The organism is Mycobacterium sp. (assembly GCF_035640695.1).
Lineage (GTDB): Bacteria > Actinomycetota > Actinomycetes > Mycobacteriales > Mycobacteriaceae > Mycobacterium.
Map to the genome: position 1 here is coordinate 20160 of NZ_DASQVQ010000139.1, position 26675 is coordinate 46834.

28 protein-coding genes are annotated in these 26675 nt (G+C 66.1%); 7 read left to right on the plus strand and 21 right to left on the minus strand.

The annotated features are described in order from the left end of the window. Positions 1-5: 5 nt before the first annotated feature. The 4 genes from VE759_RS16370 to VE759_RS16385 all read right to left on the minus strand — a co-directional run bounded on the left by VE759_RS16370 (position 6) and on the right by VE759_RS16385 (position 2762). Positions 6-281, minus strand: a complete 276-nt coding sequence (locus tag VE759_RS16370) for a DUF2516 family protein (RefSeq protein WP_324934304.1) — start codon at positions 279-281, stop codon at positions 6-8. A gap of 43 nt (positions 282-324) precedes the next feature. Beyond that, positions 325-918: a heparin-binding hemagglutinin gene (locus VE759_RS16375; protein WP_324934306.1), complete on the minus strand. Its 594-nt coding sequence runs from the start codon at positions 916-918 to the stop codon at positions 325-327. Positions 919-985: 67 nt separating this feature from the next. Continuing rightward, positions 986-1429: a helix-turn-helix transcriptional regulator gene (locus VE759_RS16380; protein WP_324934356.1), complete on the minus strand. Its 444-nt coding sequence runs from the start codon at positions 1427-1429 to the stop codon at positions 986-988. Between the two features lie 43 nt (positions 1430-1472). Continuing rightward, positions 1473-2762, minus strand: a complete 1290-nt coding sequence (locus tag VE759_RS16385) for a DUF445 domain-containing protein (protein WP_324934308.1) — start codon at positions 2760-2762, stop codon at positions 1473-1475. Positions 2763-2840: 78 nt separating this feature from the next. Here VE759_RS16385 and VE759_RS16390 point away from each other — a divergent pair, with 78 nt between their 5' ends. Both VE759_RS16390 and VE759_RS16395 read left to right on the plus strand, forming a co-directional pair. Beyond that, entirely contained in the window at positions 2841-3539 is a 699-nt protein-coding gene (locus tag VE759_RS16390) for a TetR/AcrR family transcriptional regulator (protein ID WP_414687936.1), read from the plus strand. An 11-nt stretch (positions 3540-3550) separates the two neighbouring features. Continuing rightward, positions 3551-4405, plus strand: a complete 855-nt coding sequence (locus tag VE759_RS16395) for a PPK2 family polyphosphate kinase (RefSeq protein ID WP_324934310.1) — start codon at positions 3551-3553, stop codon at positions 4403-4405. A 14-nt stretch (positions 4406-4419) separates the two neighbouring features. On the opposite strand, the gene VE759_RS16400 is transcribed toward VE759_RS16395, so the two are convergent. From VE759_RS16400 to VE759_RS16410, 3 genes are all read right to left on the minus strand, one after another. Next, positions 4420-5280: a 3-hydroxybutyryl-CoA dehydrogenase gene (locus tag VE759_RS16400; protein WP_324934312.1), complete on the minus strand. Its 861-nt coding sequence runs from the start codon at positions 5278-5280 to the stop codon at positions 4420-4422. 185 nt (positions 5281-5465) lie between these two features. Then, on the minus strand, positions 5466-6752 hold the full coding sequence (gene aceA, locus VE759_RS16405; protein WP_324934314.1) for an isocitrate lyase: 1287 nt from the start codon (positions 6750-6752) through the stop codon (positions 5466-5468). Positions 6753-7021: 269 nt separating this feature from the next. Continuing rightward, on the minus strand, positions 7022-7816 hold the full coding sequence (locus VE759_RS16410; protein ID WP_324934316.1) for an acyl-[acyl-carrier-protein] thioesterase: 795 nt from the start codon (positions 7814-7816) through the stop codon (positions 7022-7024). A 122-nt stretch (positions 7817-7938) separates the two neighbouring features. Between VE759_RS16410 and ramB the strand changes: the two genes are divergently transcribed. Together ramB and VE759_RS16420 are read left to right on the plus strand one after the other, a co-directional pair. Next, positions 7939-9357 carry an acetate metabolism transcriptional regulator RamB gene (gene ramB / locus VE759_RS16415; RefSeq protein ID WP_324934318.1) on the plus strand — a complete coding sequence of 473 codons (1419 nt, stop codon included), beginning with the start codon at positions 7939-7941 and terminating at the stop codon, positions 9355-9357. Beyond that, positions 9354-9887 carry a carboxymuconolactone decarboxylase family protein gene (locus VE759_RS16420; RefSeq protein WP_324934320.1) on the plus strand — a complete coding sequence of 178 codons (534 nt, stop codon included), beginning with the start codon at positions 9354-9356 and terminating at the stop codon, positions 9885-9887. Before ramB ends, VE759_RS16420 begins: the two co-directional genes overlap by 4 nt. Positions 9888-9900: 13 nt before the next feature. Here the strand turns inward: VE759_RS16420 and VE759_RS16425 are convergent, their stop codons facing one another. The 6 genes from VE759_RS16425 to adh form a co-directional block, all read right to left on the minus strand. Next, a complete protein-coding gene (locus VE759_RS16425) occupies positions 9901-10170 on the minus strand; it encodes a hypothetical protein (RefSeq protein WP_324934322.1) in 270 nt (89 codons plus the stop codon). After that, positions 10167-11561 (minus strand): dihydrolipoyl dehydrogenase, encoded by a 1395-nt coding sequence (lpdA, locus tag VE759_RS16430; protein WP_324934324.1) that lies wholly within the window; start codon positions 11559-11561, stop codon positions 10167-10169. Before lpdA ends, VE759_RS16425 begins: the two co-directional genes overlap by 4 nt. A gap of 10 nt (positions 11562-11571) precedes the next feature. Next, complete coding sequence (locus VE759_RS16435; RefSeq protein WP_324934326.1) at positions 11572-12252, minus strand: hypothetical protein; 681 nt, start codon at positions 12250-12252, stop codon at positions 11572-11574. 142 nt (positions 12253-12394) lie between these two features. Continuing rightward, positions 12395-12673 (minus strand): putative holin, encoded by a 279-nt coding sequence (locus VE759_RS16440; RefSeq protein WP_324934328.1) that lies wholly within the window; start codon positions 12671-12673, stop codon positions 12395-12397. A 27-nt stretch (positions 12674-12700) separates the two neighbouring features. After that, a complete protein-coding gene (locus VE759_RS16445) occupies positions 12701-13207 on the minus strand; it encodes a DUF779 domain-containing protein (RefSeq protein ID WP_324934330.1) in 507 nt (168 codons plus the stop codon). A 66-nt stretch (positions 13208-13273) separates the two neighbouring features. Beyond that, positions 13274-14797 (minus strand): aldehyde dehydrogenase, encoded by a 1524-nt coding sequence (gene adh, locus VE759_RS16450; protein ID WP_324934332.1) that lies wholly within the window; start codon positions 14795-14797, stop codon positions 13274-13276. A gap of 146 nt (positions 14798-14943) precedes the next feature. Here adh and VE759_RS16455 point away from each other — a divergent pair, with 146 nt between their 5' ends. After that, positions 14944-16953 (plus strand): prolyl oligopeptidase family serine peptidase, encoded by a 2010-nt coding sequence (locus VE759_RS16455; RefSeq protein ID WP_324934334.1) that lies wholly within the window; start codon positions 14944-14946, stop codon positions 16951-16953. On the opposite strand, the gene VE759_RS16460 is transcribed toward VE759_RS16455, so the two are convergent. The 4 genes from VE759_RS16460 to VE759_RS16475 are packed head-to-tail and all read right to left on the minus strand — an operon-like array spanning position 16950 to position 20275. Beyond that, on the minus strand, positions 16950-17798 hold the full coding sequence (locus tag VE759_RS16460) for a hypothetical protein (RefSeq protein WP_324934336.1): 849 nt from the start codon (positions 17796-17798) through the stop codon (positions 16950-16952). The genes VE759_RS16455 and VE759_RS16460 overlap by 4 nt on opposite strands. A 9-nt stretch (positions 17799-17807) precedes the next feature. Continuing rightward, complete coding sequence (locus tag VE759_RS16465) at positions 17808-19331, minus strand: aldehyde dehydrogenase family protein (RefSeq protein ID WP_324934338.1); 1524 nt, start codon at positions 19329-19331, stop codon at positions 17808-17810. A gap of 33 nt (positions 19332-19364) precedes the next feature. Beyond that, complete coding sequence (locus tag VE759_RS16470) at positions 19365-19877, minus strand: mycothiol transferase (RefSeq protein WP_324934340.1); 513 nt, start codon at positions 19875-19877, stop codon at positions 19365-19367. A gap of 17 nt (positions 19878-19894) precedes the next feature. Then, a complete protein-coding gene (locus VE759_RS16475) occupies positions 19895-20275 on the minus strand; it encodes a VOC family protein (RefSeq protein WP_324934341.1) in 381 nt (126 codons plus the stop codon). A gap of 47 nt (positions 20276-20322) precedes the next feature. On the opposite strand from VE759_RS16475, the gene VE759_RS16480 reads away from it, so the two are divergent. Further along, positions 20323-22053: an N-acyl-D-amino-acid deacylase family protein gene (locus tag VE759_RS16480; protein ID WP_324934343.1), complete on the plus strand. Its 1731-nt coding sequence runs from the start codon at positions 20323-20325 to the stop codon at positions 22051-22053. A gap of 4 nt (positions 22054-22057) precedes the next feature. Here VE759_RS16480 and VE759_RS16485 read toward each other — a convergent pair whose 3' ends face one another. Beyond that, entirely contained in the window at positions 22058-22930 is an 873-nt protein-coding gene (locus tag VE759_RS16485; protein ID WP_324934360.1) for a hypothetical protein, read from the minus strand. Positions 22931-23082: 152 nt separating this feature from the next. Then, on the minus strand, positions 23083-24705 hold the full coding sequence (gene groL / locus VE759_RS16490) for a chaperonin GroEL (RefSeq protein ID WP_324934345.1): 1623 nt from the start codon (positions 24703-24705) through the stop codon (positions 23083-23085). A 240-nt stretch (positions 24706-24945) separates the two neighbouring features. Between groL and VE759_RS16495 the strand changes: the two genes are divergently transcribed. After that, positions 24946-25437: a cupin domain-containing protein gene (locus VE759_RS16495; RefSeq protein WP_324934347.1), complete on the plus strand. Its 492-nt coding sequence runs from the start codon at positions 24946-24948 to the stop codon at positions 25435-25437. Here the strand turns inward: VE759_RS16495 and VE759_RS16500 are convergent. Both VE759_RS16500 and VE759_RS16505 read right to left on the minus strand, forming a co-directional pair. Next, a complete protein-coding gene (locus tag VE759_RS16500; protein WP_324934349.1) occupies positions 25434-26252 on the minus strand; it encodes an HAD-IIA family hydrolase in 819 nt (272 codons plus the stop codon). The genes VE759_RS16495 and VE759_RS16500 overlap by 4 nt on opposite strands. A 42-nt stretch (positions 26253-26294) precedes the next feature. Beyond that, a partial coding sequence (locus VE759_RS16505) for a PH domain-containing protein (RefSeq protein ID WP_324934350.1) occupies positions 26295-26675 on the minus strand: 381 nt, incomplete at its 5' end.

Below are 26675 nucleotides of genomic sequence, written 5' to 3' on the forward strand. Positions count from 1 at the left end.
ATCCGTTAGCGCGATTTGCCTTGAATCTCGAGTATTTTCGGGCGAACGTCCACGAGGTACACGCCGGCGGCCACGGCGGCGATCGCGATGCCGGTGATGCCGAGAACCAGGGCCACCAACACGGCCGCGCCGAGTATCACCAGCCAGACCGGCTTGGTCAGCTTCTCGGCGGCGGTGTAGGCGTCGGGGCGCTGCAGCGCGGCGTGGATGAAGGAGTAGACCGTCGTGACCAGGACGGCGATCTGCAAAACGAACAGGACGGTACCCACCAAGTGGCTCACAGTTAGTAAGCCTATGCGGATACCGTCCCGGCCGTCGACTCAGTTACTTTTGGGTGACCTTCTTGGCGCCCTTCTTGGCCGGCGGCGCCTTCTTCGCGGAGGCCGTCTTGACCGGCGCCTTCTTCGCCGAAGCCTTCTTGCCTGCGTCCTTGCGCGGGAGGTCGACGCCGACCAGCTTCGCGGCACGCTCGCCGACCGCGCGGGTCTGGGTGGCGACGTTACCCAGCGCCTCCTCGGTCAGCTCGCGGTAGCCCTCGAGGCGCCCGCGGCCCTCCTCGAACGCGGGCTGGCTGCGCAGCCGCTCCAACGCGGCCTCGCCACGCTCGACCAGGCTCTGATAGGTGGTCTGGGCCTGCTCCAGGTAGCCCTCGGCCGCCCTGCGCAGCTCCTCGCTGGAGAGTCGGCCGCGCAGCTCCTCGGTGCGCCGCGGCAGCTCTTCCTGCAGCTTGGTCAGCCGCTCACGGGTGTCGTCGGCCCGGCTGCGAGCGGTGGTGCGGGCCTCGCCGGCCTGCTCGCGCAGGTTGGCCACGAGCTCGTTGACCGTCGCGAGCGCAAGATCGGCGGCGCCGACGGCCGCGAGCAAGGGAGTCCGCAGGTCGTCTACGGTGGGCTGGTTCTTTTGGGTCTTCTGGGCCATGGTGGTACTTCCTTTCAACGGATCATGTCTGTCGTTCTAGTACGAAATCGCGATCATCTGAAGACCTTTAGGCAGTTGTCGGCTCCTCACGGGCAGCTTCGTTCTGTTGGCAAAACGAGGAATAGATGTCGAGCAGAACCTGCTTCTGCCGTTCGGTGATCGCCGTGTCGGTGATGATGGCGTCGCGCACCGCGCTGGTTTCGGTGGGCTCGAGGATTCCGGCCCGCACATAGAGCACTTCCGCGGAAACGCGTAATGCCTTGGCGATCTGATTGAGCACTTCGGCAGAGGGTTTGCGCAATCCGCGCTCGATCTGGCTGAGATACGGATTGCTGACACCGGCCTTTTCGGCCAACTGCCGCACCGATACCTGCGCCGCTTCGCGCTGCGCCCTGATGAAGCTGCCGATGTCCTGGGCGGCGCTGGACACCACGGCGGCAATATCGCCCTCTTGTGGGGTCACGGTTTCACCACCTGTGCGCGATGGGTATCGGTACGTACAAACCACCATACGACGTAGTGCTAGCTTTTGCAAGCACTCAGTTAGCACTGCGCTAAAACAGTAGCTGAGCTGCGGAATAGATGATCAATCCGGCCAATGCGCCGACCACAGTGCCGTTGATGCGGATGAATTGCAGGTCGCGCCCGACATGTAATTCGATGCGCCGGCTGGCCTCCTCGGCATCCCACCGCTCGACCGTCTCGGTGATGATCGCGGTGATCTCCACGCCGTACTCCGACACCAGGTGCTTGGCCCCCCGGATGATCCAGTCGTCGACCTTGTCGCGCAGGTCGGCATCGTCGCGCAGCGACTCGCCGATGTGGACGACGGAGTCGGCGATACGGGTGCGCAGCGCGCTGGACGGGTCGTCGACGGACTCCAGGACTATCCCTTTGAGCGCCCGCCAAGCCGTTTCGGCGGCGTTGGCGATCTCGTCGCGGGCCATCAGCTGCTCCTTGACGGCCTCGGCGCGGGCGATCGTCGCCTCATCGTGCTGAAGGTCCTCGGCGAACTCGAACAGGAAGCGGTTGGCAGACCGGCGCAGCTCGTGGTCGGAATTGCGGCGCACCTTGTCGGTGAAGTCCATCAGCTCGCGGTGGATGCGATCGCCGACGAGATGATCGACCCAGCGCGGCGACCATGTCGGTGAATCACGCTCCACCACACGCTGGATGACGTCGCCTGCGTTCAACGACCACTGGAACGCGCGGTCGGCGAGCAGTTGAATGAGGGCCTGCTGGCGGTTCTCGGCCAGCAAGGTACCAAGCACCCGGCCCACCGGCGGCCCCCACTTCGGCTCGGCGATGCGCTTGATAATCATGCGGTCCAGCACGTGCTGCACGTCGTCGTCGCGCAGCATCTCGACGAGCAACCGCAGCGCGTTTGATGCCTCGGTCGCCACCCGGGTGGCGTGGGAGCGGTCGGCCAACCACTTGCCCAATCGGCTGGGGATCTGTGCGTCGCGCAGTTTGACCTCGACCACCGTCGGGGACATGAAGTTCTCCCGGACGAAGGTGCCCAGGCCCTCGCCGAGCTGGTCTTTCTTGCGCTTGATGATCGCGGTGTGCGGAATCGGGATGCCGAGCGGGTGCTTGAACAGGGCGGTGACCGCGAACCAGTCGGCCATCGCGCCGACCATTCCGGCCTCGGCCGCCGCGCCGACGTAGCCGACCCATGCGCCGGCGCCCTCGGCCTGTGCCCACCGGCAGCCGAGGAAGATCGCGGTGGCGCCGAGCAGGAAGCTCAGCGCCACCATCTTCATTCGGCGCAGCTGGCTGCGCCGCTGAGCATCGGCGCTCGCATCCACCGCGAACACGCCGTCCAGCTCGGCTCGATGTGCCACAACACCATCATCCCGCGAACCGCGCCGTAGTATCGAGGAGGACTAGTGGAACGGACATCCGCGATAGTGGTAGAGCAGATACCCCCGCCGCCGGTGGTCAAGACCGATGGCCGCAAGCGGCGATGGCACCAGCACAAGGTGGAGCGCCGCAACGAGTTGGTTGACGGCGCGCTCGAGGCCATCCGACGCCGTGGCCGCCACATATCCATGGACGAAATCGCGGCCGAGATCGGCGTGTCGAAGACGGTCCTGTACCGCTATTTCGTCGACAAGAACGACCTGACCACAGCGGTGATGATGCGGTTCGCGCAGACCACGCTGATCCCGAACATGGCCGCCGCGCTGACGGCGAACATGGACGGCTTCGACCTGGTGCGCGAGATCATCCGGGTCTACGTCGACACTGTCGCGGCCGAGCCCGAGCCGTATCGGTTCGTGATGGCCAACAGCTCGGCCAGCAAGAGCAAAGTGATTGCCGACTCGGAGCGAATCATCGCCGGCATGATCGCGGTCATGCTGCGCCGGCGCATGCAGGAGGCGGGGCTGGACACCCACGGGGTGGAGCCGTGGGCGTATCTGATCGTCGGCGGCGTGCAGCTGTCCACACACTCGTGGATGTCTTACCCGCGGATGAGCTCCGACGAGCTGATCGATTATCTGACCATGCTGTCGTGGAATGCGCTGTGCGGGATCGTCGAAGTCGGCGGCTCGCGGGAGAAGTTCAATGCCCAGCCGCATCCATCACCGATCCTGCCGTCGCGCCAACCCGCTGAGTAGTCTCTGGCGGTATGCCGGAGCTCTGGAGCCGCGAACCCCGCAAGGTGCTGGCCTTTCGTGCCGGCGACAAGGTGGCCGACATCCATACCAGCGCCACACCGGGATTCACCGGCCAGAAGGATGACGCGCGGCGGGTGCAAGAGGAGCGCAATGCGCGGTTCGCCGAGCTGCAGGAGATGTTGTACGCCAGCAGCAAAAGCGAGGCCCGGGACAACCGCTCGGTGCTGCTCGTGCTGCAGGGCATGGATACGGCGGGCAAGGGCGGCATCGTCAAGCATGTTGTCGGTGCGGGTAATCCGCAGGGCATCCGCTACACGGGCTTCGGCGTGCCGACGCTGAAGGAGAGGGCCCACCACTATCTGTGGCGCATCGTCAAGGCACTGCCGCCGGCCGGCCACATCGGGGTTTTCGACCGCTCGCACTACGAGGATGTGCTGATCGTGCGGGTGCACAACTTGGTGCCGCCCGAGGTGGTAGGCGCGCGCTACGACGAGATCAACGCCTTCGAGAAACAGCTCGTCGACGGCGGCACGACCCTGGTGAAGGTCGCGATGTTCGTGTCGCTAGAGGAACAGAAGCAGCGGCTCATGCAGCGGCTGGAGCGGCCGGACAAGTACTGGAAGTACAACCCGCACGACGTGGACGAACGCCAGCTGTGGCCGGCGTATCAGGATGCCTACCAGGCGATTCTCGACCGGTGCTCGACGGAATACGCGCCGTGGTATGTCATCCCTTGCGACAAGAAGTGGTACAGCCGGCTGGCAGTCACCGAGCTGTTGATCGAGGCGCTCACTGAGCTTGAGTTGTCCTGGCCGGCACCGGCTTTCGACGTCAAAGTTGAAAAGAAGCGGCTTGCGGCGCTCTAGTACTTGTAGAAGCCTTAGTACTTGTAGAAGCCTTGACCCGACTTCTTGCCCAGCAGGCCGGCTTCGACCATCCGCTGCAGCAGCGGCGGCGCGCCGTACTGCTGCTCCTTGAACTCCTCAAACATCTTGTCGGCGATCAACTTCAACGTGTCGAGCCCAACGAGATCGGACAGCCGCAGCGGGCCCATCGGATGCGACAGACCAGCGACCACGGCCTTGTCGATGTCCTCGACCGTGGCGAAGGCGGTTTCCACCATCCGGATCGCTGACAGCAGATAGGGCACCAGTAGCGCGTTGACTACAAACCCCGATCGGTCACTGCAGCGCACCACCTGCTTGCCCAGCACTGAGCTGGCGAACTTCTCGGTGCGCGAGATCGCGGCCTCGGAGGTCACCAGGGTGTTGACGAGTTCCACGAGCGGCAGCACCGGAACGGGGTTGAAGAAATGCAGGCCGAGCACGCGGCCCGGATTTTGGGTGGCCGCGGCCAGTTTCATGATCGGGATGCTCGACGTGTTCGAGGCCAGTACCGCGTCCGGATCGGTGATCTCGCGGTCCAGCTCGGCGAAGATCTTGCTCTTGACGGTCTCATCCTCGACCACCGCTTCCACCACCAACTGGCGGTCGGCGAGGTCGGACAGGCTGGTGGTGAACGTGAGCTTGGCAAGGGCATGGTCGCGTTCGCGCTCGGTGACCTTGCCCGAACTGACTCCGCGCTCAAGCGACTTGACGATGCGAGCGCGTCCGGCGGTGGTCAGCGCCTCGGTCGGCTCGTACACGAGGACGTCGACGCCCGCCCGCGCCGACACCTCGGCGATACCGGCGCCCATCTGCCCCGCCCCGATTACCCCCACTCGCTGGATCGCGTCGGTCACGACTTCTCCACTCATTCCCTAAACAGCATCAGGCCCCGCCCAACATGGCGGGCGGGGCCTGCGCTGTCAACCCTTGCGGATCAGTGGCTGCAGCCTATCGGTTCGGGGTGTCCGCGGGCTGCCGCCGGCTCAGCGTCAGTGGAACTGACCCTCTTCGTCGTCAGTGGAACTGACCCTCTTCGTCGTCAGTGGAACTGACCCTCTTCGGTCGAGTCCTTCAGCGCCGTCGTCGACGAGTTCGGGTCCACCGTGGTGGCGATCCGGTCGAAGTAGCCGGCGCCGACCTCACGCTGGTGCTTGGTCGCGGTGTAACCGCGCTCCTCGGCGGCGAACTCGCGCTCCTGCAGCTCGACGTAGGCGCTCATCTGATTGCGGGCGTAGCCGTAGGCCAGATCGAACATCGAGTAGTTCAGGGCGTGGAAGCCGGCCAGCGTGATGAACTGGAACTTGAAGCCCATTGACGCCAGCTCCTTCTGGAACTTCGCGATGGTCGCGTCGTCGAGGTGCTTGCGCCAGTTGAACGACGGCGAGCAGTTGTACGCCAGCATCTGGTCGGGGAATTCCGCCTTGACGCCCTCGGCGAACCGCTTGGCCAGGTCGAGGTCGGGAGTGCCGGTCTCCATCCAGATCAGGTCGGCGTACGGCGCGTAGGCCTTGGCCCGCGCGACGCAGGGCGCCAACCCGTTCTTCACCCGGTAGAAGCCCTCGGGTGTGCGTTCTCCGGTGATGAATGGCTGATCGCGCACGTCGACGTCGGAGGTGATCAGCGTGGCCGCCTCGGCGTCGGTGCGGGCGATCACGACCGTCGGCACGTCCGCGACGTCGGCCGCCAACCGGGCGGAGGCCAGTGTGCGGATGTGCTGCTGGGTCGGAATGAGCACCTTGCCGCCAAGGTGACCGCACTTCTTCTCGGAGGCCAGCTGATCCTCCCAGTGCGAACCCGCGACGCCGGCGGCGATCATGGCCTTCTGCAGCTCGTAGACGTTCAGCGCGCCACCGAAGCCCGCCTCGCCGTCGGCCACGATCGGCACCAGCCAGTTCTGCACCGACCTGTCGCCCTCGACCTTGGCGATCTGGTCGGCACGCATCAGGGCGTTGTTAATCCGGCGAACCACCTGTGGCACCGAGTTCGCGGGGTAGAGGCTCTGGTCTGGGTATGTGTGTCCGGAGAGGTTGGCGTCACCGGCCACTTGCCAGCCGGACAAGTAGATGGCCTTCAGGCCGGCGCGCACCTGCTGCACGGCCTGATTTCCGGTCAGCGCACCGAGCGCGTTGACCCATTCCATGTCGTGCAGCTGATCCCAGAGGATCTCGGCACCCCGTCGGGCCAGCGTGTTTTCCTCCACAACGGTGCCCTGCAGGGCGACGACGTCCGCTGCGGTGTACTCGCGCTTGACGTTCGTCCAGCGCGGGTTGGTGTCCCAGTCGCGCTGAATGTCCTCGGGTGACTTCGGTTTGCCGACGGTCGACATCTCCGGTGCTCCTTCGTTCCTGTAGCCGCTGACACGTTGCCCGTCTGCGCTGACTTGTTAACACATCGACGGCTTTAATCTCGTGCTGAGACGAGCATGCCACGGCGGATATGTGCAGGTCCAGCCGTTTAGTTGCCAATTTCCGCCACACGTATCGCGGGTTTTTGCAAATCTTGCAAATCCGGCAACTTGCTTGACCGTTTCAGTAGCTACTGGTCAGTAACCGCATAGATGCAGGTCAACGCCGGGATTTGCAGGTCAGCGGGGAGTCAGAGGGCGAATATCGCCGCGATGGCCTTGGCGTCCTCCCCGACGGCGTATGTGAGGGTTGTAACAGTCTTGTTAGCAAGCTCTTCACCGAACTCGTCGGTGGAGCCGGCGGGGTGGACGTGCGCCAAGATCTCCAGCTTGTCGCAAAGCGCGACGGGCGCCTCGTGCTCGATGATCACCCGGATGGGGCCGTGCAATAGCTCGGGCGTCGCCGACAAATAATCCTCGACGACGCTCCAGTAGACGCAGTTGTTCATGTGGTCGAACAGGTCGATGTCGGTGAACCGGACGGGATATTCGCGAATCTGGTCGGCGGAGTCGCGGGAGCCCGGCTTGAGGTAGGCCTTCCACTTCAGCCGGTCCACGTCGGTGGTGCGGCGCAGACCCTCGAGGAAGTCGTCGGCGATCCGGGACGGCATCTGGGTGTCGCGGTTGATGTTGATCCAGAACGCCTCGGACTCCACCAGGCCGCCCTTGCGGCCGTCGATGCGCACGCGCATCTCGCACCAACGGTTCGAGGTGCCGCTACACCACCGGCGCAGCCGCAGCATGTCCTGGAATTCGATGGGCTTGATCAGATCGATGATCGTGCGGCGAACGATCCACAGCGGATGGGTGTCGTTGTGACCCAATTCGCGGAGGTGGTCCTGGCCCACGTCCTGGATGTGGCGGGTGGCGGCGTCGAGCCGCAGCCGGCCGGTGGCATCGATGTCGGCCACGCGCAGCGGCCACTCCCGGTTGAAGACGTCGGGATGGCCGTCCAACACCGGCATCATCGTTTTGGCCAGGCTCATGGCTGTGCCTCCCTGCCTCCTCCATTCGACCCGCGATCATGCCAAACCCTCTTTGAGGGTGCCAGGCCCCCGCTTGCCAAGGCTGCTAAGCACATATTCGCAAGCCGAGTAGGCTGACGAACGTGGCCAAGACATTTGTCGGCTCCCGGGTGCGACAGCTGCGCAGTGAACGCGGGTTCAGCCAGGCAGCGCTGGCGCAAATGCTGGAGATCTCGCCAAGCTACCTCAACCAAATAGAACACGATGTACGGCCGCTGACGGTTGCGGTGCTATTACGGATCACCGAGGTGTTCGGGGTCGATGCGACATTCTTCGCCTCCCAGGATGACACCAGGCTAGTCGCCGAGCTCCGCGAGGTGACGATGGACCGCGACCTCGGTATCGGCGTCGACCTCAGCGAGGTCGCCGACATCGTCAACGCCCACCCCACGCTGGCGCGGGCGATGGTGAACCTGCACCGGCGTTATCGGATCACCACCGCGCAGCTGGCCGCCGCCACCGAAGACCGCTTCGCCGATGGCAGCAGCGGCAGCGGCTCGATCACGATGCCGCACGAGGAGGTGCGCGACTACTTCTATCAGCGGCAGAACTATCTGCACGAGCTCGATACCGCCGCCGAGGATCTGACTGTCCGCATGCGCATGCATCGCGGTGACCTGGCCGGCGAGCTCGCGCGGCGGCTCACCGACGTGCACGGCGTGCACATCGTCAGGCGGATCGACCTCGGCGACACGGTGCTGCACTGCTACGATCCCGCGAGCAGAACGATGGAGGTCAGCAATCACCTGTCGGCGGGCCAGCAGGTGTTCAAGATGGCCGCCGAGCTTGCGTACCTCGAATTCGGCGACCTGATCGACGAGATGGTCGACGAGGGCAAGTTCACCAGCGACGAGTCGATCAAGCTGGCCCGGTTGGGACTGGCCAACTACTTCGCGGCGGCGACGGTCTTGCCGTACCGCCAATTCCACGACGTCACCGAGAACTTCCGCTATGACATCGAGCGGCTGTCGTCGTTCTACCAGATGAGTTACGAGACGATCTGCCACCGCCTTTCGACGCTGCAGCGGCCGTCGATGCGCGGTGTCCCGTTCTCGTTCGTGCGGGTCGACAAGGCTGGCAACATGTCAAAACGTCAGTCGGCCACCGGTTTTCACTTCTCCTCCAGCGGTGGCACATGCCCGCTGTGGAACGTATATGAAACATTCGCCAACCCTGGCAAGATCCTGGTGCAGATCGCACAGATGCCCGACGGGCGCAACTACATGTGGGTGGCGCGCACGGTGGAGCGTCGCGCGTCCCGCTATGGTCAACCCGGCAAGACGTTCGCGATCGGGCTGGGCTGCGAGCTGCGACACGCGCACCGGCTGGTGTACTCGGAGGGACTGGACTTGTCGTCTGACAACGCCACGCCGATTGGGGCGGGCTGCCGGGTGTGCGAGCGGGACAATTGCCCGCAGCGCGCCTTCCCCGCGCTGGGCAGGGCGCTGGATCTCGACGAGCACCGCAGCACGGTGTCGCCGTACCTGGTGAAGCAGGCGTGAGCCGGCTACCCGTCGGCGGGTTTCGCGAGCTCGGCGTTGTCAATTGGGTTTTCAGCGCGTTGGCGGCTCGCGTCATGCGGCTGCCGCGGGTGCACCTGTTCACCACGCTCGGTCAGCACAAGCGGCTGTTCTGGTCGTGGCTGCCGCTCGGAGCCATGCTGCTGGGTCTGGGCAAGTTGCGACGTCGCGACACCGAGCTGGTGATCCTGCGGGTGGGACATCTGCGTGGCTGCGAGTACGAGCTGCAACAACATCGCCGCATCGCGCTACGCCGCGGGATCGACACGGAGTTGCAGGCCAAGATCTTCGAGGGCCCGGGCGCCGACGGGCTCAGTGACCGGGACGCAGCGTTGTTGACGGCCACCGACGAGATCATCGAAACCCGGACGATCTCGCCGCAGACGTGGCAGTGGTTGTCGCGTCACCTCGAGCGGACGCAGCTCATCGAATTCGTCACGTTGGCGGGGCAATACGACGCGCTGGCCGCGACGATATCCGCGCTCGAGATACCGCTGGACTTTCGAGACTAGCCCCGTATCAGAATCACAGATAAGTGACACCGAGCACGGACAACGACAACAGGATTGGCGAAATCGGCAGGCAACACAGGAATGCCGCCCAGACATCGGAGCGTCGCCGATGCATCCGCCAGCCCAACCAGACCGCCGCCGCGCCGCACAAGAAGAACAGCGCCGACGCGACGAGCACCCAATGGTTGACGGCCGAAGTCGCGATGGCAAGCGAAATCGCCACCAACCAAACGATGTGCCCGACCACCAACCCGCCGATACCGGCGACGACCGTCGATCTCAAAAGTTGATCATGTGACCGACGAGACCGTGGAAGCATTCCTGCAGCGCCTCGGACAGCGTTGGATGGGTGTGCACGTTGCGGGCAAGCTCATTGGCGGTCAAATCCCACTTCTGCGCCAGCGTCAGCTCGGGCAGCAGCTCGGACACGTCGGGGCCGACGAGGTGCCCGCCCAGCAGCTCGCCGTATTTCCCGTCGGCGACCAGCTTCACGAAACCGCTGGCGTCGCCCAACCCGTGTGCCTTGGCGTTCGCCGTGAAGGGGAACTTCGCGACATTCACGTCGTAGCCCTCGTCGCGGGCCTGCTGCTCGGTGAGCCCGAAGCTGGCGACCTGTGGTTGGCAGAACGTCGCGCGCGGCATCATCCGGTAGTCGCCCAACTCCAAAGTCTCGGCGCCGGCGATGGTTTCGGCGGCAACAACACCCTGAGCCTCGGCGACGTGGGCCAGCTGCAGCAGTCCGGTGACGTCGCCGATCGCATAGATGTGCGGGACGTTCGTGCGCATCCGGCCGTCGATGCCGATGGCGCTGCGATCGGTCAGGTTCACGCCCGCCGCGTCGAGTCCGTAGTCCTCGACGTTGGGACGGAAACCGATGGCCTGCAGCACCTTTTGCGCCTTCAGTTCGCTGGAGTCGCCGTTCTTGCTGACGCTGACCGTGACCTGTGAACCGTCGTCGGTGATGCCCTCGACCTTGGTGCCGGTGAGCACGTTGACGCCCAGCTTCTTGAACTGCTTCTCGATCTCCTTCGACACGTCGGCGTCTTCGTTGGGCAGCGCACGCGGCAAGAACTCCACGATCGTGACGTCCACTCCGTAGTTCGCCAGCACGTAGCCGAATTCCATGCCGACCGCGCCGGCACCGGCGATCACGATCGACTGCGGCAGCTCGCGCGACATGATCAGCTCTTCATATGTGACGACGTTCTCCGACAGCGACGTGCCGGGCACCAGCTGGGTGTGGCTGCCGGTCGCGATGATCACGTTGTCGAAGGTCACCTTCTCGTTGCCGCCGTCGTTGAGGTCGACCGACAGGGTGTTCGCGTCGGTGAACGTGCCGCGGCCGTGGATCTCGGTGATCTTGTTTTTCTTCATCAGGAAGTGCACGCCGTTGACCCGGCCCTCGGCAACCTTGCGGCTGCGGTCGAACGCCACCCCATAGTCGAAGGTCGCCTCGCCGCTGATCCCGAACAACTTGGCCTGTTTGGTGAAGATGTGCGCCAATTCGGCATTGCGCAACAGCGACTTCGACGGGATGCAGCCGACGTTGAGGCACACCCCGCCCCAATACTTGTTTTCTACGACCCCGGTCTTCAGGCCAAGCTGCGCGGCTCGAATGGCCGCGACATATCCGCCTGGTCCGGCACCGAGAACGACGACGTCATAGTGGGTCACCCGGCCAACCCTAGTAGGGAATCAGCCCCACCAGGCAGTGGCCCACTCGTTCGCAGTAATAGAGGCCATGCACCACCGCGGCGCCCGCGAGCGCCGCGAACGGGGCGGTCATCACCGCGATCGCGAGTGCCGAGACAACCGGTTTGTGCTGAACCATCGCCAGCAGTAGCCCGCCGACGGTGCAGACGATGGTGCAGACCAGCACCAGAAACACCGGCAGCGTCTTGTCGATCGAGTGATACCAGTAGTAGTAGAGCGCGAGCCCGGTGAGCGCGGCCGGGATCCACACCGCCGCCAACATCAGCACGAACATCCACCGTTTCAGGTAGTTGTATTGGCCAGGGACCACAACGGGTTGCGCCGGCACCGCGATCGGCTGCGAGGGCGGCGTTTCTGCTATGGGCTCACTGGCCGGTGCGGTCTGGTAGGCCGGCTCGGGGTTGGGCTCGGGGTCGGGGGCCGGCTGGGCCTCGGACGCCGGCGCTGGCTCGGGTGCCGGCTGGGCCTGGGTGGCCGGCGCTGGGTCAGGGACCGGCTGGGGCTCGGTGACGGGCTCGGGCGTCAACTCTGTGTCGGGGGCCAACTCGGTGTCGGGGGCCAACTCGGGGTTGGGGGCCGGCTGGGGGTTGGAGGCCAACTCGGGGTTGGGGGCCGGATGGGCATCGTCAACCTGCGCGGGGTCGGCCGTCATGTCGAGTGGTTTCAAGTTGTCGACTGGGTTCGGGTGTCCATTGAGACTCGCCTCGGTGGGCGGCCCGCCGCCCATCGTTTGTCGCGCCTGGCGTTGGCGATTCCAGCCGATCGGCGCGCGATGCGCACCACGGCGCGATTGCTCAGGCACCGTAGACCGCCTGAATCAGCACCAGCACGCCGAACCATCCCGGTGCCAGCGCGAGCACGAACGCACCCAGTGTCGTTATCCACCGTCGCGACGAGAACAAAATCAGCAACAGCCCGATGGCGCTGGGAACTCCGAGCACTAACGCGATCACCACGTCGGGCCGAACATGGGCATCCACCAGCAGCGTCGTAGCGACCGCGGCGGCTATTCCGACCGCGGTCCCAGTGAGCATCGCGCTGGTCAGCAACCATGCGCGCGGGAGCGGTATCACCGTTAAAACAGTAGCGTTAATTCCGCGCTAGCCACGATCCCACGCCGAGCCATCACGCCCGGCCGGCACCGGGCATGCATCCGCCGCCTCGGCGACCACCACCGCACCGGCGGGTGGCGGCGGGCGCTCGCCGCGCGCGTAATCGGCGCCCCGCAGCGGCGGGTTGGCCGCAAGCAGCTCGAGTTCGTCGGGTGTGAACGCTCTTCCGCGGCTGAGGAACCGCATGCCCTCCGGGGCCTCCATGCTGAAGCCGCCGCCCCGCCCGGGGACCGCGTCGATGACCAGCTGAGTGTGCTTCCACGCGTCGAACTGCGGACCCGAAATCCACACCGGCGCGTCCTCGAGGACGCCCAGCAGCACATCGCGGTCGCCGACGATGAACTCCCCGTCCGGGTAGCACATCGGCGACGATCCATCGCAGCAGCCGCCGGACTGGTGAAACATCACCCGGCCGTGCCGCTTCTGCAGCCGATGCAGCAATTGGGCGGCGGTCGCGGTGATCAGCGCCCGGGCGGGCGGAGACTGCGCGCCCATCTTCGGTGCCCTCGCTTCCTCGCGCAAGCGCTCGTCAGTGCTTTTGCTTCCTCGCGCAAGCGCTCGTCAGAAGAACCCCTGGGCTTTGTCGCTGTAGGAAACGAGCAGGTTCTTGGTCTGTTGGTAGTGGTCGAGCATCATTTTGTGATTTTCGCGGCCGATGCCCGATTGCTTGTAGCCACCGAACGCCGCGTGGGCCGGATAGGCGTGATAGCAGTTGGTCCACACCCGGCCGGCCTTGATGTCGCGCCCGGCCCGGTAGGCGGTGTTGCCGTCGCGGCTCCACACCCCGGCGCCCAGGCCGTAGAGGGTGTCGTTGGCGATGCGGATCGCGTCGTCGTAGTCGATGAACGACGTGACGGCCACGACGGGCCCGAAGATCTCTTCCTGGAAGATCCGCATCGAGTTGGTGCCGGTGAAGATTGTGGGCTGCACGTAGTAGCCACCCGACAGGTCGCCGCCCAACTCGGCGCGCTCGCCGCCGGTGACGATCTTGGCGCCTTCGCTCTTGCCGATCTCGATGTAGGACAACACCTTTTCCAGCTGATCGTTGGAGGCCTGGCTGCCGATCATGGTCTCGGTATCCAGCGGGTCGCCCTGGCGCACGGCCTTGGTGCGGATTGCCGCCAGCTCCAAGAACTCGTCGTAGATGTCGGCCTGAATCAGGCTGCGCGACGGGCAGGTACACACCTCGCCCTGATTGAGGGCGAACATCGTGAAACCTTCCAGGGCCTTGTCCTGGTAGTCGTCGGCGGCGACCATCACATCGGAAAAGAAGATGTTCGGGCTCTTGCCGCCCAGCTCCAGGGTGACCGGAATCAAGTTCTGAGAGGCGTATTGCATGATCAACCGGCCGGTGGTGGTCTCACCGGTGAACGCGATCTTGGCGATCCGATTGCTCGACGCCAGCGGCTTGCCCGCCTCGAACCCGAACCCGTTGACCACGTTGACCACCCCGGGCGGCAGCAGGTCCCCGATCAGGCCCATCAGATACAGGATCGAGGCCGGGGTCTGCTCGGCCGGCTTCAACACCGCGGCGTTGCCCGCGGCCAGCGCTGGGGCCAGCTTCCAGGTGGCCATCAGGATCGGGAAGTTCCACGGAATGATCTGACCCACCACCCCCAGCGGCTCGGGGAAGTGATAAGCCACGGTGTCGTCGTCGATCTGCGACAACGAGCCCTCCTGGGCGCGGATCGCCCCGGCGAAATAGCGGAAATGATCCACCGCCAACGGCAGATCCGCGTTCAGCGTTTCCCGGATCGGTTTGCCGTTGTCGAAGGCCTCGGCCAACGCCAGCGCCGGCAGGTTCTCCTCGATACGGTCGGCGATCTTGTTCAAGATGACCGCGCGTTCCGCCGGTGCGGTCTTGCCCCACGCCGGTGCGGCGGCGTGCGCGGCGTCCAACGCCTTGTCGATGTCGGCCTCGGTCGAGCGTGGCACCTCACAGAACGACTGCCCGGTCACCGGGGTGGGATTCTCGAAGTACTCCCCACCCACCGGAGCCACCCACTCACCGCCGATGAAGTTGCCGTAGCGCGATTCATACGACATCAGCGAGCCCTCGGCACCGGGTCGGGCATACACAGTCATGAGTCACTCCCTTGTCAGCGTTGACGTATGACACGTTGTAATACGAGTCACATTACCGCCGGACGACGCCTTTTTAATCCGGCGGTCCACGTGGTGCTGGCGCACCGTCCGGGCCACGCGGCGGACTGACCGCCGCTGCGGCCACAATGGGGTTCGTGACTGACGACCCCTACCTGTGGCTCGAGGAGATCGCCGGTGACGACGCGCTCGATTGGGTGCGGCGACACAACGAGCCGACGCTCGCGGAGCTCGGTGACGGCCGGTTCGAGCGGATGCGCGCCGAGGCGCTCGAAGTGCTCGACACCGACGCACGCATCCCCTATGTAGTGCGCCGGGGCGAGTATCTGTACAACTTCTGGCGCGACGCCGACAACCCACGGGGGCTGTGGCGGCGCACCACCCTCGAGCAATACCGCAGCGACACGCCCGAATGGGACGTGCTGCTCGACCTCGACGCCCTTGCCGGCGCCGACGGGGAAAGCTGGGTGTGGGGCGGTGCCGATGTCATCGAACCCGAGTACACGCTGGCACTGATCATCCTGTCGCGCGGCGGCTCCGACGCGGCGATCGTCCGCGAATTCGACATGACAACCAGGCAATTCGTCGCCGACGGATTCACGTTGCCGGAGGCCAAGACTCAGGTCAGCTGGGAGGACAAGGATACCGTGCTGGTTGGCACCGACTTCGGCGCCGGCTCGCTGACCGACTCCGGATACCCTCGGTTGGTCAAACGGTGGCGCCGCGGCAGACCCCTCGAGGACGCCGAAACGGTGTATTCCGGCTCGAGTAGCGACGTGATGGTCGGGGCATCGGTCGACCGCACACCGGGATTCGAACGCACCATGGTGCGACGCGCGATCGACTTCTTCAACGACGAGGTATACGAGCTCCGAGGCGACGAGCTGGTCCTGATTGACGCACCTACCGACGCCACCGTGTCGGTGCACCGCCAATGGCTGCTGATCGAGTTGCGCACCGACTGGACCGTCGCGGACACGACGTACCGGGCCGGTTCGCTGCTGGCCGCCGACTACGACGAATTCCTCTCCGGTACAACGCCACTGCACGTGGTTTTCGAACCCGACGAGCACACCTACCTGCACCACTATGCGTGGACCCGCGAGCGGCTGGTCGTCGTCACGCTGCACGACGTGACCAGCCGCGTCGAGATCGTCACCCCCGGCACCTGGCACGCCGAGCCGGTGCCCGACTTACCGGCCAACGCCAACACGGTGATCGTCGCCGCCGACGATATGGGTGACGAAATCTTCCTTGACTCAAGCGGATTCGCCGCACCATCGCGACTGCTGCACGGCGTCGCCGGTGGGCCGCTGCATCAGATCAAGTCGGCGCCGGCGTTCTTCGACGCCGACGACATCGAAGTGACGCAGCATTTCACCCCTTCGGTTGACGGCACGGCGATACCGTACTTCGTTGTCGGCCAGCGTGATTCGACTGGGCCGCGGCCGACGTTGCTGAGCGGCTACGGCGGCTTCGAGGTGGCTCGCACACCCGGCTACGACGGGGTGCTCGGTCGATTGTGGCTTGCCCGGGGCGGTACCTATGTGCTGGCGAACATCCGCGGCGGCGGCGAATACGGCCCGACCTGGCACACCCAGGTGATGCGAGAGGGCAGACACAAGGTCGCGGAGGACTTCGCCGCCGTCGCAGCAGACCTGGTGAACCGCGGCATCACGACCGTCGAGCAGCTCGGTGCGCATGGCGGAAGCAACGGAGGCTTGTTGATCGGCATCATGCTGACGCAGTACCCCGAGCTGTTCGGCGCGCTGGTCTGCAGCGTGCCGCTGCTCGACATGCGCCGCTTCCACCTGCTGCTCGCCGGCGCGTCATGGGTCGCCGAGTATGGCAACCCCGACGACCCGGCCGACTGGGAATTCATCAAGAAATACTCTCCGTACCAGAATATTTCGGCCGATCGGCGCTATCCGCCGGTGCTGATCACCACGTCAACCCGAGACGACCGGGTGCATCCCGGCCACGCTCGCAAGATGACCGCCGCGCTGGAGGCCGCCGGCCATCCGGTCTCCTACTACGAGAACATCGAGGGCGGTCACGCCGGTGCCGCCGACAACGCGCAGACCGCGTTCAGGTCAGCGCTGATATTCGAATTCCTGCACCGCAAGTTGAGCGGCTAACCCGCCTTCCGCAGCGAGCCGAGCATCGTCGTGATGATGCCGAACACGACCAGCGCGCCGCCGGCGGCGAGCGTGAGGTTGAGCCATTGGTGCAGGCTGCCTTCGGCGTATCCGACCATCACGTCGGCGACCTTGCGCACGTCGCCGGTGGTGTGGTTGAGCGCGTCATCGATGTAGCGACGGCCGACTTCCATCGCCGCCCAGCCGCCCGCCCCGACCAGCAATGCCGAAACACCAAGAGCTGCAATGGCTTTGCCGCGCCTACGGGCGGCGGCCAGGGTTAGCAACGCGAAGATACCGGTCAGCACCGCGGCGCCGATGCTCACCCACGGCCCCCACGTCGCCACGCGATGCAGCTGACCGGGATGCACGTCGGCCGGAGTCACCGCCACCGGGACCTCCACGGTGGCGGGCACGTCAATGTTCCACCCGCTCAACATCTGTTGAAACGCGGTGTCGGACAACATCGGCGCAAGGTCGACACGCCAACGTCCCTGCGAGTCCCGCGATTGGTTCGACGAATCGGTGAACATCCAGGCGTGCGCGACCCGGTTGGCGTTCGCGAACTGGCGCGGGAAGTCGGGACTTGCGGAGTACGCCGTCGCCACGCCCCGCACCAGGCTCTGGTTGACCGAAATCCCGCGTTGGTTCGCCAGCGCCACGACCTGCGTGGTCAGCTCGGAGGCCATGGCGTCTTGGAGCCGCGGGTCCTTGGCGGCCTTCTGCGCCAACGCGGCATAGCCGTCGACGTCGACGAGGGTTTTCTGGGCCCACCCCGCCGGAACGGCCACCGCGAGGGCCACCGTGGTGACGAGCCACAACAGCATCGTCGCCACGAATCGCACCCGCCAACCCTAGCGGTCGCGGGCGATGCGGCGGGGACGACGCAGCGCCATCCACGCCATCTGGCGGTTCATCCGCTGTGCGGCCTTGGGTGAGGACGAGTAGTAATACATGCCCGACCCGAACGTGATCCGCGGCTCGACGACGGTCTCGATGCGACAGTACTTGCGCAGCCCCTCGGCGCCGCCGAACCGGGCACCGAAGCCCGATTCCTTCCAGCCACCCATCGGCGCCGTCGTGCACATCAGGTTGGCGACCACGTCGTTCACGTTGACGGCACCGCAATCGAGCTGCAGTGCAACCTCTTTGGCGCGATCGTGGTCGCGAGAGAACACCGACGCCGACAACCCGTACGGGCTGTCGTTGGCCAGCTTGACGGCCTCGGGGACGCTGGTGACTTTCATGATCGGCAGTGTGGGACCGAACGTCTCCTCGGTCATGCACTCCATCGAGTGGTCGACATCGACCAGCACCGTGGGCTGATAAAAGCTGCCCGGCCCGTCACCACGACGGCCGCCGGTCAGCACCCGCGCGCCCTTGGCCTTCGCGTCGGCGACGTGGCGATCGACGACCGCCAGCTGCTGGTCGTCGATCATCGACCCGAAGTGCGGCCCGTCGCCGGCGCCCATTTGCAGCGCCTTCACGTCACGCACCACCGCGTCGACGAAGCGGTCGTACACCGGTTCCATCACGTAGATCCGCTCGACCGACACGCACATCTGACCCGCGTTGAACAGGCCGCCCCACACCGCGGCATGCGCCGCCAGGTCGACGTCGGCGTCCTCGAGCACGATCATCGGGTCCTTGCCGCCCAGCTCGAGGCTGACCGGGGTGAGCCGGCGCGCCGCGCGTTCCATGACCTTGCGCCCGGTCGCGGAGGAACCGGTGAACTGCACGAAGTCGACGTTGTCGACGACCGCCTCGGAAACTTCTCGTGCGCCCTGCACCAGCGCGAACACGTCCGGCGCGCCGGACTCACGCCACCCCCGCACCAGCACCTCGGCGGTCAACGGCGTGCGCTCGGACGGCTTGAGCAGCACCGCACATCCGGCGGCCAGCGCGCCCAGCGCGTCCATCATCGCGTTGGCGACCGGGAAGTTCCACGGCGCGATGATTCCGACGACCCGACGGGGCCGGTAGTGCACCGTGATCTTCTTGACCGCCAGCGCGGCCAACGGCGCGGGCTTGGTTTCCGGCGCGAGCGCCTTCGCCATCGTCTTGATGTAGTACGAGATGATGATCAGCAGCAGCGGCACCTCTTGGACGGCGTCGGCGCGCGACTTGCCGGTCTCCTTGATCAGCAGGTCTTCGATCTCGCCGCGGTGCTCCTCGAGCCAGATCGCGAACTTGGCCAGTGCCTTTGCCCGCCCCTTCGGGCCCATGTCGTCCCAGCCGCGCTGCGCCTCGGCGAGTTTGGCGGCGATCGCCGGCACGTCGGCGGGGTTCGTCCAGCGGACCTCCCCGGCGACGGCGCCGGTGGCCGGGTTGCGGATTGTGCCGGTCTCGGGCATCTGAACGGGGCGTGTCGCGGTCATGAGCTCATGCTAGTCACGGTGGTGAGCCTGATCTCACGGGGCGATACCACGCAGGTACGCGGCCTGGCCGAGGTGCTGGGCGCAGTCGTCGACGATGCTGACCAGCCGGGCGCTGGCGGTGACGGGCGGGTTCCAGTTGCGATCGACGACCCGTTCCAGGTCCGCGTCGCTGAGCGTGGTGACGAAGTTCAGCGTCATGTCGTGCACCGCGTGGTAGTAGCCGGAAAGCAGCTCGGCGGGGGCTTTCACCTTGGCCGCCTCGGTGGGGCCGTGCCCGTAACCGGTGTCGTCGCGGGGCAGGTCGAGCCCGAAGCGGTCCACCCAGCCGTCGCGCGTCCAGACTTCCTCGGTCTTCGCGATGTCACAGACCTGCAGGTCCTGCACGCGGGCACTGTGCCAGATCAGCCACGCGATGCTGTTGGCCGCTGGCGTCGGCCGGTATGTCGACAGCTCGTCGGTCAGCCCGTCGGTGAGGTCGTCGACGTGTTCGATCAGGCGGGTGAACGAGTCGCGCAGCAGCTCCTGCGCGGCGGTGAGATCGGCCATGTAGCCGAAGCTACTCGTCAGCTTTCCGGTGCTGCGCCGTGGAAGACCGCCTCGACGTTGTTGCCGTCGGGATCACGTACGAACGCGCCGAAGTAGCCGGGGTGGTACTCGGGCCACAGTCGCGGTGCGTGCAACGACTCGGCGCCCAGCTGCAGGGCGGCGTCGTAGAACGCCCTGACCGCGGCGATGTCCGCGGCCTGAAACGCGACGTGGATTTCGCGGTTGGAACCCATGTCCTTGCCATCGGCGATCCAGAAGTCGGGATGGCCCTCCGTTCCGTAGCCGATCGCTACGCCGTAATCCATCTGCCGCGTGTAGCCCAAGATGCCGAGGACGTGGTCGTAAAACTGTTTGGCGGCGTCGAAATCGCTGCAGTTGATACCGAAGTGATCGATCATCGCCACATCCTGGCATGTCGCGGTGACCCCGCCGTAGAGTCCATTAAATGAGCTTCGATCTGCTAATTAAGGGCGGCACGATCGTCGACGGCCTCGGCGGTCAGCCGTATCGGGGCGAGGTCGCGGTATCGGATGGCGTGATCGCCGCGGTCGGGGCGGTCGAGGGCGAGGCGGCGCGGCAGATCGACGCGACGGGGCTCTTGGTGACGCCCGGGTTCGTCGACCTTCATACCCACTACGACGGCCAGTCGATCTGGTCGGATCGGCTGACGCCGTCCTCGCAGCACGGCGTGACCACGGCGGTGATGGGCAATTGCGGCGTCGGCTTCGCGCCGTGTCGCCGCGCGGACCACGACGTGCTCGTCGACGTGATGGCCGGTGTGGAGGACATTCCCGGTGTGGTGATGGTCGACGGCCTGCCGTGGGACTGGGAAACGTTCCCGGAGTACCTGGCGGCGGTCGACGCTCGCCAGCGCGACATCGACGTCGCGGCGTATCTGCCGCATTCACCGCTGCGGGTGTACGTGATGGGCCGGCGCGGCGTCGATCGGGAGCCGGCGACGGCCGACGACCTGGCGCGGATGCGCGAGCTGGCCAAGCAGGCCATCGAAGCCGGTGCGATCGGGTTCGCGTCATCGCGATTTGCGTTGCACAAGACCGAAAGTGGATCCGCGATCCCGACCTACGGCGCCGCGCAGGCCGAGATCGCCGCGATCGCACGCGGCGTCGCCGACGGCGGTGGCGGGCTGATTCAGTTCGTGCCCGACATCCCCGCGGGCGGCTACGCGACGGTGCTGCAGCAGGTGTTCGAGGCGGCCCACGACGTCGGGCTGCCGGTCACGTTCACGCTGGCGACGGGCAACACCGGCGATCCGATCTGGCCGGACGCGATCACGATGATCGAGAAGTACAACGCCGACGGCGGCAGCATCACCGCGCAGTTGTTCCCTCGCCCAATCGGTTTGGTGATCGGCCTGGAGCTGACCGGTAATCCGTTCGTGTTCTATCCGAGCTACCGCAAGCTGGCGCACCTGCCGCTGGCCGAACGGGTGGCCGAGATGCGCAAACCCGAGGTGCGGGCACGCATTCTCGCCGACAAGCCGAGCGCCGACGGGAATCCGCTGCTGCATCTGGCGCAGGCGTGGGAGTGGATCTTCCCGCTCGGCGACGAGCCGGACTACGAACCGGACCCGTCGACGAGCATCCTCGCCCGCGCGACCGCACGCGGCGTCGCGCCGATGGAGGAGGCCTACGACCGGCTGCTGGACGACGACGGGCACGCGATGATGCTGGTGGCAATGGCCAACTACGAGAACAACTCGCTGGACACGGTGGGCCGGCTGCTGCGGCGCGACGACGTCGTGCTCGGTCTCGGCGACGGCGGCGCGCACTACGGGATGATCTGCGACGCAAGCTTCCCGACGTTCGTGCTCGCGCACTGGACACGGGACCGGGCAACCGGGCGGATGAGCGTGGCCGATGCGGTGCGCGAGCTCACGTCGGTGCCGGCTCGGGTCGCCGGACTGAACGACCGCGGCCGAATCGCCGTGGGCTACAAGGCCGATCTGAACGTGATCGACTACGCCGCGCTGAAGCTGCATCGCCCGGTGATCACCCACGACCTGCCCGCCGGCGGGCGTCGGCTGAATCAGACCGCCGACGGCTACGTCGCGACCATCGTGTCGGGCCAGACGATCGCCGAGAACGGAGTGGCCACCGACGCTCGTCCGGGCAAGCTGGTGCGCGGCCGCCAACCCACGCCGTCGGCCCAGCGCTGAGCGGTCACCACGTCTTGGGGCAGCCGCGCGCGATGAGCGCCGCGCCGACACGGTTGAGAAAGACTTCCGGTTGGTTATGCAGCATGCCGCTGGTCAATCTGATGTCCGTCCAACCCAGCTCCGGCAATCTGCCATATCGCTCGACGTCGCGAGTGCGTTGCTTCGAATCGGTCCAATGTTGCGCACCCTCGAAATCCACGCCGACGCGCCACTTGCGCCAGCCCATGTCGATGCGGGCCACCACGAACCCGTACTCGTCGAACACGGGTATCTGGGTCTCTGGACGCGGAAAGCCGGCTTGCACCAACAGCAATCGCGTCAGCGATTCGTAAGGCGACTCGGCGCCGCCATCGACCAGGTCGAGCGTCCGGCGCAGCTGACGCAGCCCACGGGCACCCGGATGCCCGACGATGACGGCCTCAATGTCAACGAGCTTCACGTCCGTTGCGTTCATCAGTGCGTCGATGCGTTGGACAGCCGCCGTCAGCGGTGTGTGCCTACCGATGTCGAATCCCGTCCGGGCAGCGGTCGTCACCGGCATGCCGTCGATGAGCTGGGTTTCACCCGGCGCGAGCTCGTCGGCATGTACCAACAGGCCGGCGGGCGGTCGCCTGTTGGTGTGAACGAGCTCGGCGGGCTGGTTTGGCTCGATCCACTTGGCGCCGAGCACCGACGCGGCGGACAACCCAGCGACGACGCCGCGGCGCTTTGACCACAGCCAAGCGGCTCGAGCGCGCTGGGTCGCCGAGAGTTCCGCGGCGCGTGGCACATAGACACCCGGGTAGACGGGGTAATAAGACCGGCGCAGCTCGCGAACGGATACCTTGCCGGCCTCGACGGCGTCCCAGCCGCTAAACGGCCATCGCAACTCCGCCATGGTGGAGAGGCTGTCATTGCGGGCCGACATGCTCGCGAGTGTGCGGATTTTTACGCCGGCGCGGCGTGTCGCGTACGAAACCGCACACTCGGGCGGCGGCCCAACGAAAAACCCGACCTGCGGTAGGCAGGCCGGGTTTTTCGTTGGCGGGCTTAGAAGTCCATGCCGCCCATGTCGCCGGCGCCTGGAACGGCCGCCTTCTCCTTCTCCGGCTTGTCGGCGACGACCGCCTCGGTGGTGAGGAACAGGCCCGCGATGGACGCCGCGTTCTGCAGCGCCGAGCGGGTGACCTTCACCGGGTCGGCGACGCCGGCACCGAGCAGGTCCTCGTACTCGCCGGTCTCGGCGTTGAGGCCGCTGCCGGCGGGCAGGTTGCGCACCTTCTCGGCGACAACACCGGGCTCCAGGCCGGAGTTGAACGCGATCTGCTTCAGCGGGGCCTCCAGCGCCAGCTTGACGATGTTGGCGCCGGTGCGCTCGTCACCGTTGAGGCTCAGCTCGTCCAGCGTCGGCGCCGCCTGCAGCAGTGCCACGCCGCCGCCGGCGACGATGCCCTCCTCGACGGCCGCCTTGGCGTTGCGGACCGCGTCCTCGATGCGGTGCTTGCGCTCCTTGAGCTCCACCTCGGTGGCGGCACCGGCCTTGATCACCGCAACACCGCCGGCCAGCTTGGCCAGGCGCTCCTGCAGCTTCTCGCGGTCGTAGTCGGAGTCGCTGTTCTCGATCTCCTGGCGGATCTGCGCGACGCGGCCGGCGATGGCCTCGGGGTCGCCCGCGCCTTCGACGATCGTGGTCTCGTCACGGGTCACGACGACCTTGCGGGCCTTGCCCAGCAGTGCCAGGTCGGCGTTCTCCAGCGTCAGGCCGACCTCCTCGCTGATCACCTGACCGCCGGTGAGGATCGCCATGTCCTGCAGCATCGCCTTGCGGCGGTCACCGAAGCCCGGGGCCTTGACGGCGACGGACTTGAAGGTGCCGCGGATCTTGTTGACGACCAGCGTGGACAGCGCCTCGCCCTCGACGTCCTCGGCGATGATCAGCAGCGGCTTGCCGGCCTGGATCACCTTCTCCAGCAACGGCAGCAGATCCTTGACGGTCGACACCTTCGAGGCGACGAGCAGAATGTAGGGCTCCTCGAGAACCGCTTCCTGACGCTCGGCGTCGGTCACGAAATAGCCCGAGATGTAGCCCTTGTCGAAACGCATGCCCTCGGTCAGCTCGAGCTGCAGCCCGAAGGTGTTGGACTCCTCGACGGTGATGACGCCCTCGTTGCCGACCTTGTCCATCGCCTCGGCGATCAGCTCGCCGATCGACGGATCACCGGCGGAGATGCCGGCGGTGGCAGCGATCTGCTCCTTGGTCTCGACCTCCTTGGCCGACTTGAGCAGCGTTTCGGTCACCCTCTCGACGGCCTTGTCGATGCCGCGCTTGAGGCCGAGCGGATTTGCGCCCGCGGCGACGTTGCGCAGCCCCTCGCGCACCAGCGCCTGCGCGAGCACGGTCGCCGTCGTCGTGCCGTCACCGGCGACGTCGTCGGTCTTCTTGGCGACTTCCTTGACCAGCTCGGCGCCGATCTTCTCGTACGGGTCCTCCAGCTCGATCTCCTTGGCGATGGACACGCCGTCGTTGGTGATCGTGGGGGCGCCCCACTTCTTCTCCAGGACGACGTTGCGGCCCTTGGGCCCCAACGTCACCCTTACCGCGTCGGCGAGGCTGTTCAGGCCCCGCTCCAGGCCGCGGCGGGCCTCTTCGTCATACGCAATTGTCTTGGCCATTGCGAAGTGATTCCTCCGGATCGGGGATGACACGTCCTGGTCGGGTGCAGTGCCCGCGACGGACGACCGCAGTTGTCATGGGCCCCGCCCAGACACCCGGGTCTCACCGTCCCGACCTAGCACTCACGGGACGCGAGTGCCAAAGTCATTCTTAGCACTCACCCATGCCGAGTGCAAGAACGCCGCGCCACTACGACGACGAACGCCGGTTCAGCCGGTCGGCTGAGGCAGAGTGGGGCCATGTCACTTGTCGTGCCGCCCTATCCCCCGCCTCGATACACCAACGACGAGCCCGAGGTCAGCGCCACGCTGCGGCGTGCCGAGGAACCTCCCGACTACGAGTCGTTCGGCGTCGCCTACCACTACCTGGCCAACCAGCACCAGACCGACGGCGACTACGGCCTGTACCGCGTCAGCATCGGGCCGGCCGGCGGTGGGCCGGGACCGCATTTCCACCGCGCGATGTCGGAGGCATTCTTCGTGTTGTCCGGGACGCTGAAGCTCTACGACGGCCGCGACTGGATCGACGGAACTGCGGGCGATTTTCTCTACGTCCCGCCCGGCGGAATCCACGGCTTCCGCAATGAGGCCGACGAACCGGCGTCGACGTTGATGCTGTTCGCCCCCGGCGCGCCGCGGGAGCACTACTTCGAGGGCCTGGCCAAGCTCGGCGACATGACCGAAGAGGAACGCCGCGAATGGTTCATCGCCAACGACAACTTTTTCGTCTAGAGCTCGAGCAGCCCGGGAAGGTCGGCGACGGAGTCGATGATGTGGTTGGGCTGCATCGCGAATTCATCTGCGGCCCAACGGTCCAACGTGTCCTGGCGGAACTTGCCGGTGCGCACCAGCACCCCGGTCATGCCGACGACCTGCGCGGCCAGCACGTCGTTGTTGAGGTCATCGCCGATCATGTACATCTGCTCGGGGTCCACGCCGAGCCGGGCGGCGGCGGCCAGAAAGCCCGCCGGCGCGGGTTTGCCGACCGCGGTGGCCTGGCGACCCGACGTCTGCTCCATCCCGATCAGGTACATGCCGGTGTCGAGGCGTAACCCGTCGCTGGTGGTCCACGACGTGCTGCGGTGCATCGCCACCACCGGCACGCCCCGGGCCATCCAGTCGTAGACCCAGCTCAACGCCACATGGCTGTACTCGGGTCCGGCGCCGCCGAGCAACACCACGTCGGGGGCGTCGGGCGTTCGGGGGCCGCTGAAGTCGGTGGAATTGACGATGTCGATGCCGGGCATGTCCTCGACGATCTGCGACCCGTGGTTGACCAGAAAACAGCGGGCGTGCGGATAGCGGCTGCGGACGAAATCGGCGGTCAGCACGCCCGCGGTGATCACCTCGTCGGCTCGCACCGACATGCCCGCGTCGGCCAGCGCGTCGGCGATCTGCTGGCGGGTCCTGGTGGTGGTGTTGGTCAGATACGAGCAGGCGATCTGCTTGTCGGCCAGGATGCGCAGCGTCTCGGCCGCGCCGGGAATCGGCTTCCACGACGTCACCAGCACGCCGTCGATGTCGAACAGCACTCCACCGACGGCCATGGTGCCGACAGTAAACCGCGGCGGCGTTGCTGCAACCGGAGGTCACCGGCGGGCCCAGCTGCTGTCGGCCACCCACGGCGAAGCCTCGGCGGCAACCGACCAGGCCATCTCGGCCGGGACATCGATCACCCGGTAGCGCTTGCGCCCCGCGGCGGTCGCCGCCACCAACGTGGCCACACCGGCGCGGCGTTGCAGCAGCGTCTGCCGCACCGTCCAGCCGATGATCCCCGCGCACGCGATGCAGTCACGGCGCCGCTGCAGGCTTCCGCTGCGCGCGACCAGCCAGCCGCCGCCGACCCGGTGCCCGAGCGAGCGCACCCGATCGGCGGCCAGCAGCGCGCAGCCCACCGCGACGGGCAGCCACACCGCCCACAGCCACGCGGGAAGGCCGACCGTCGCCTCGGCCACCGCAAGCGCCGCCGC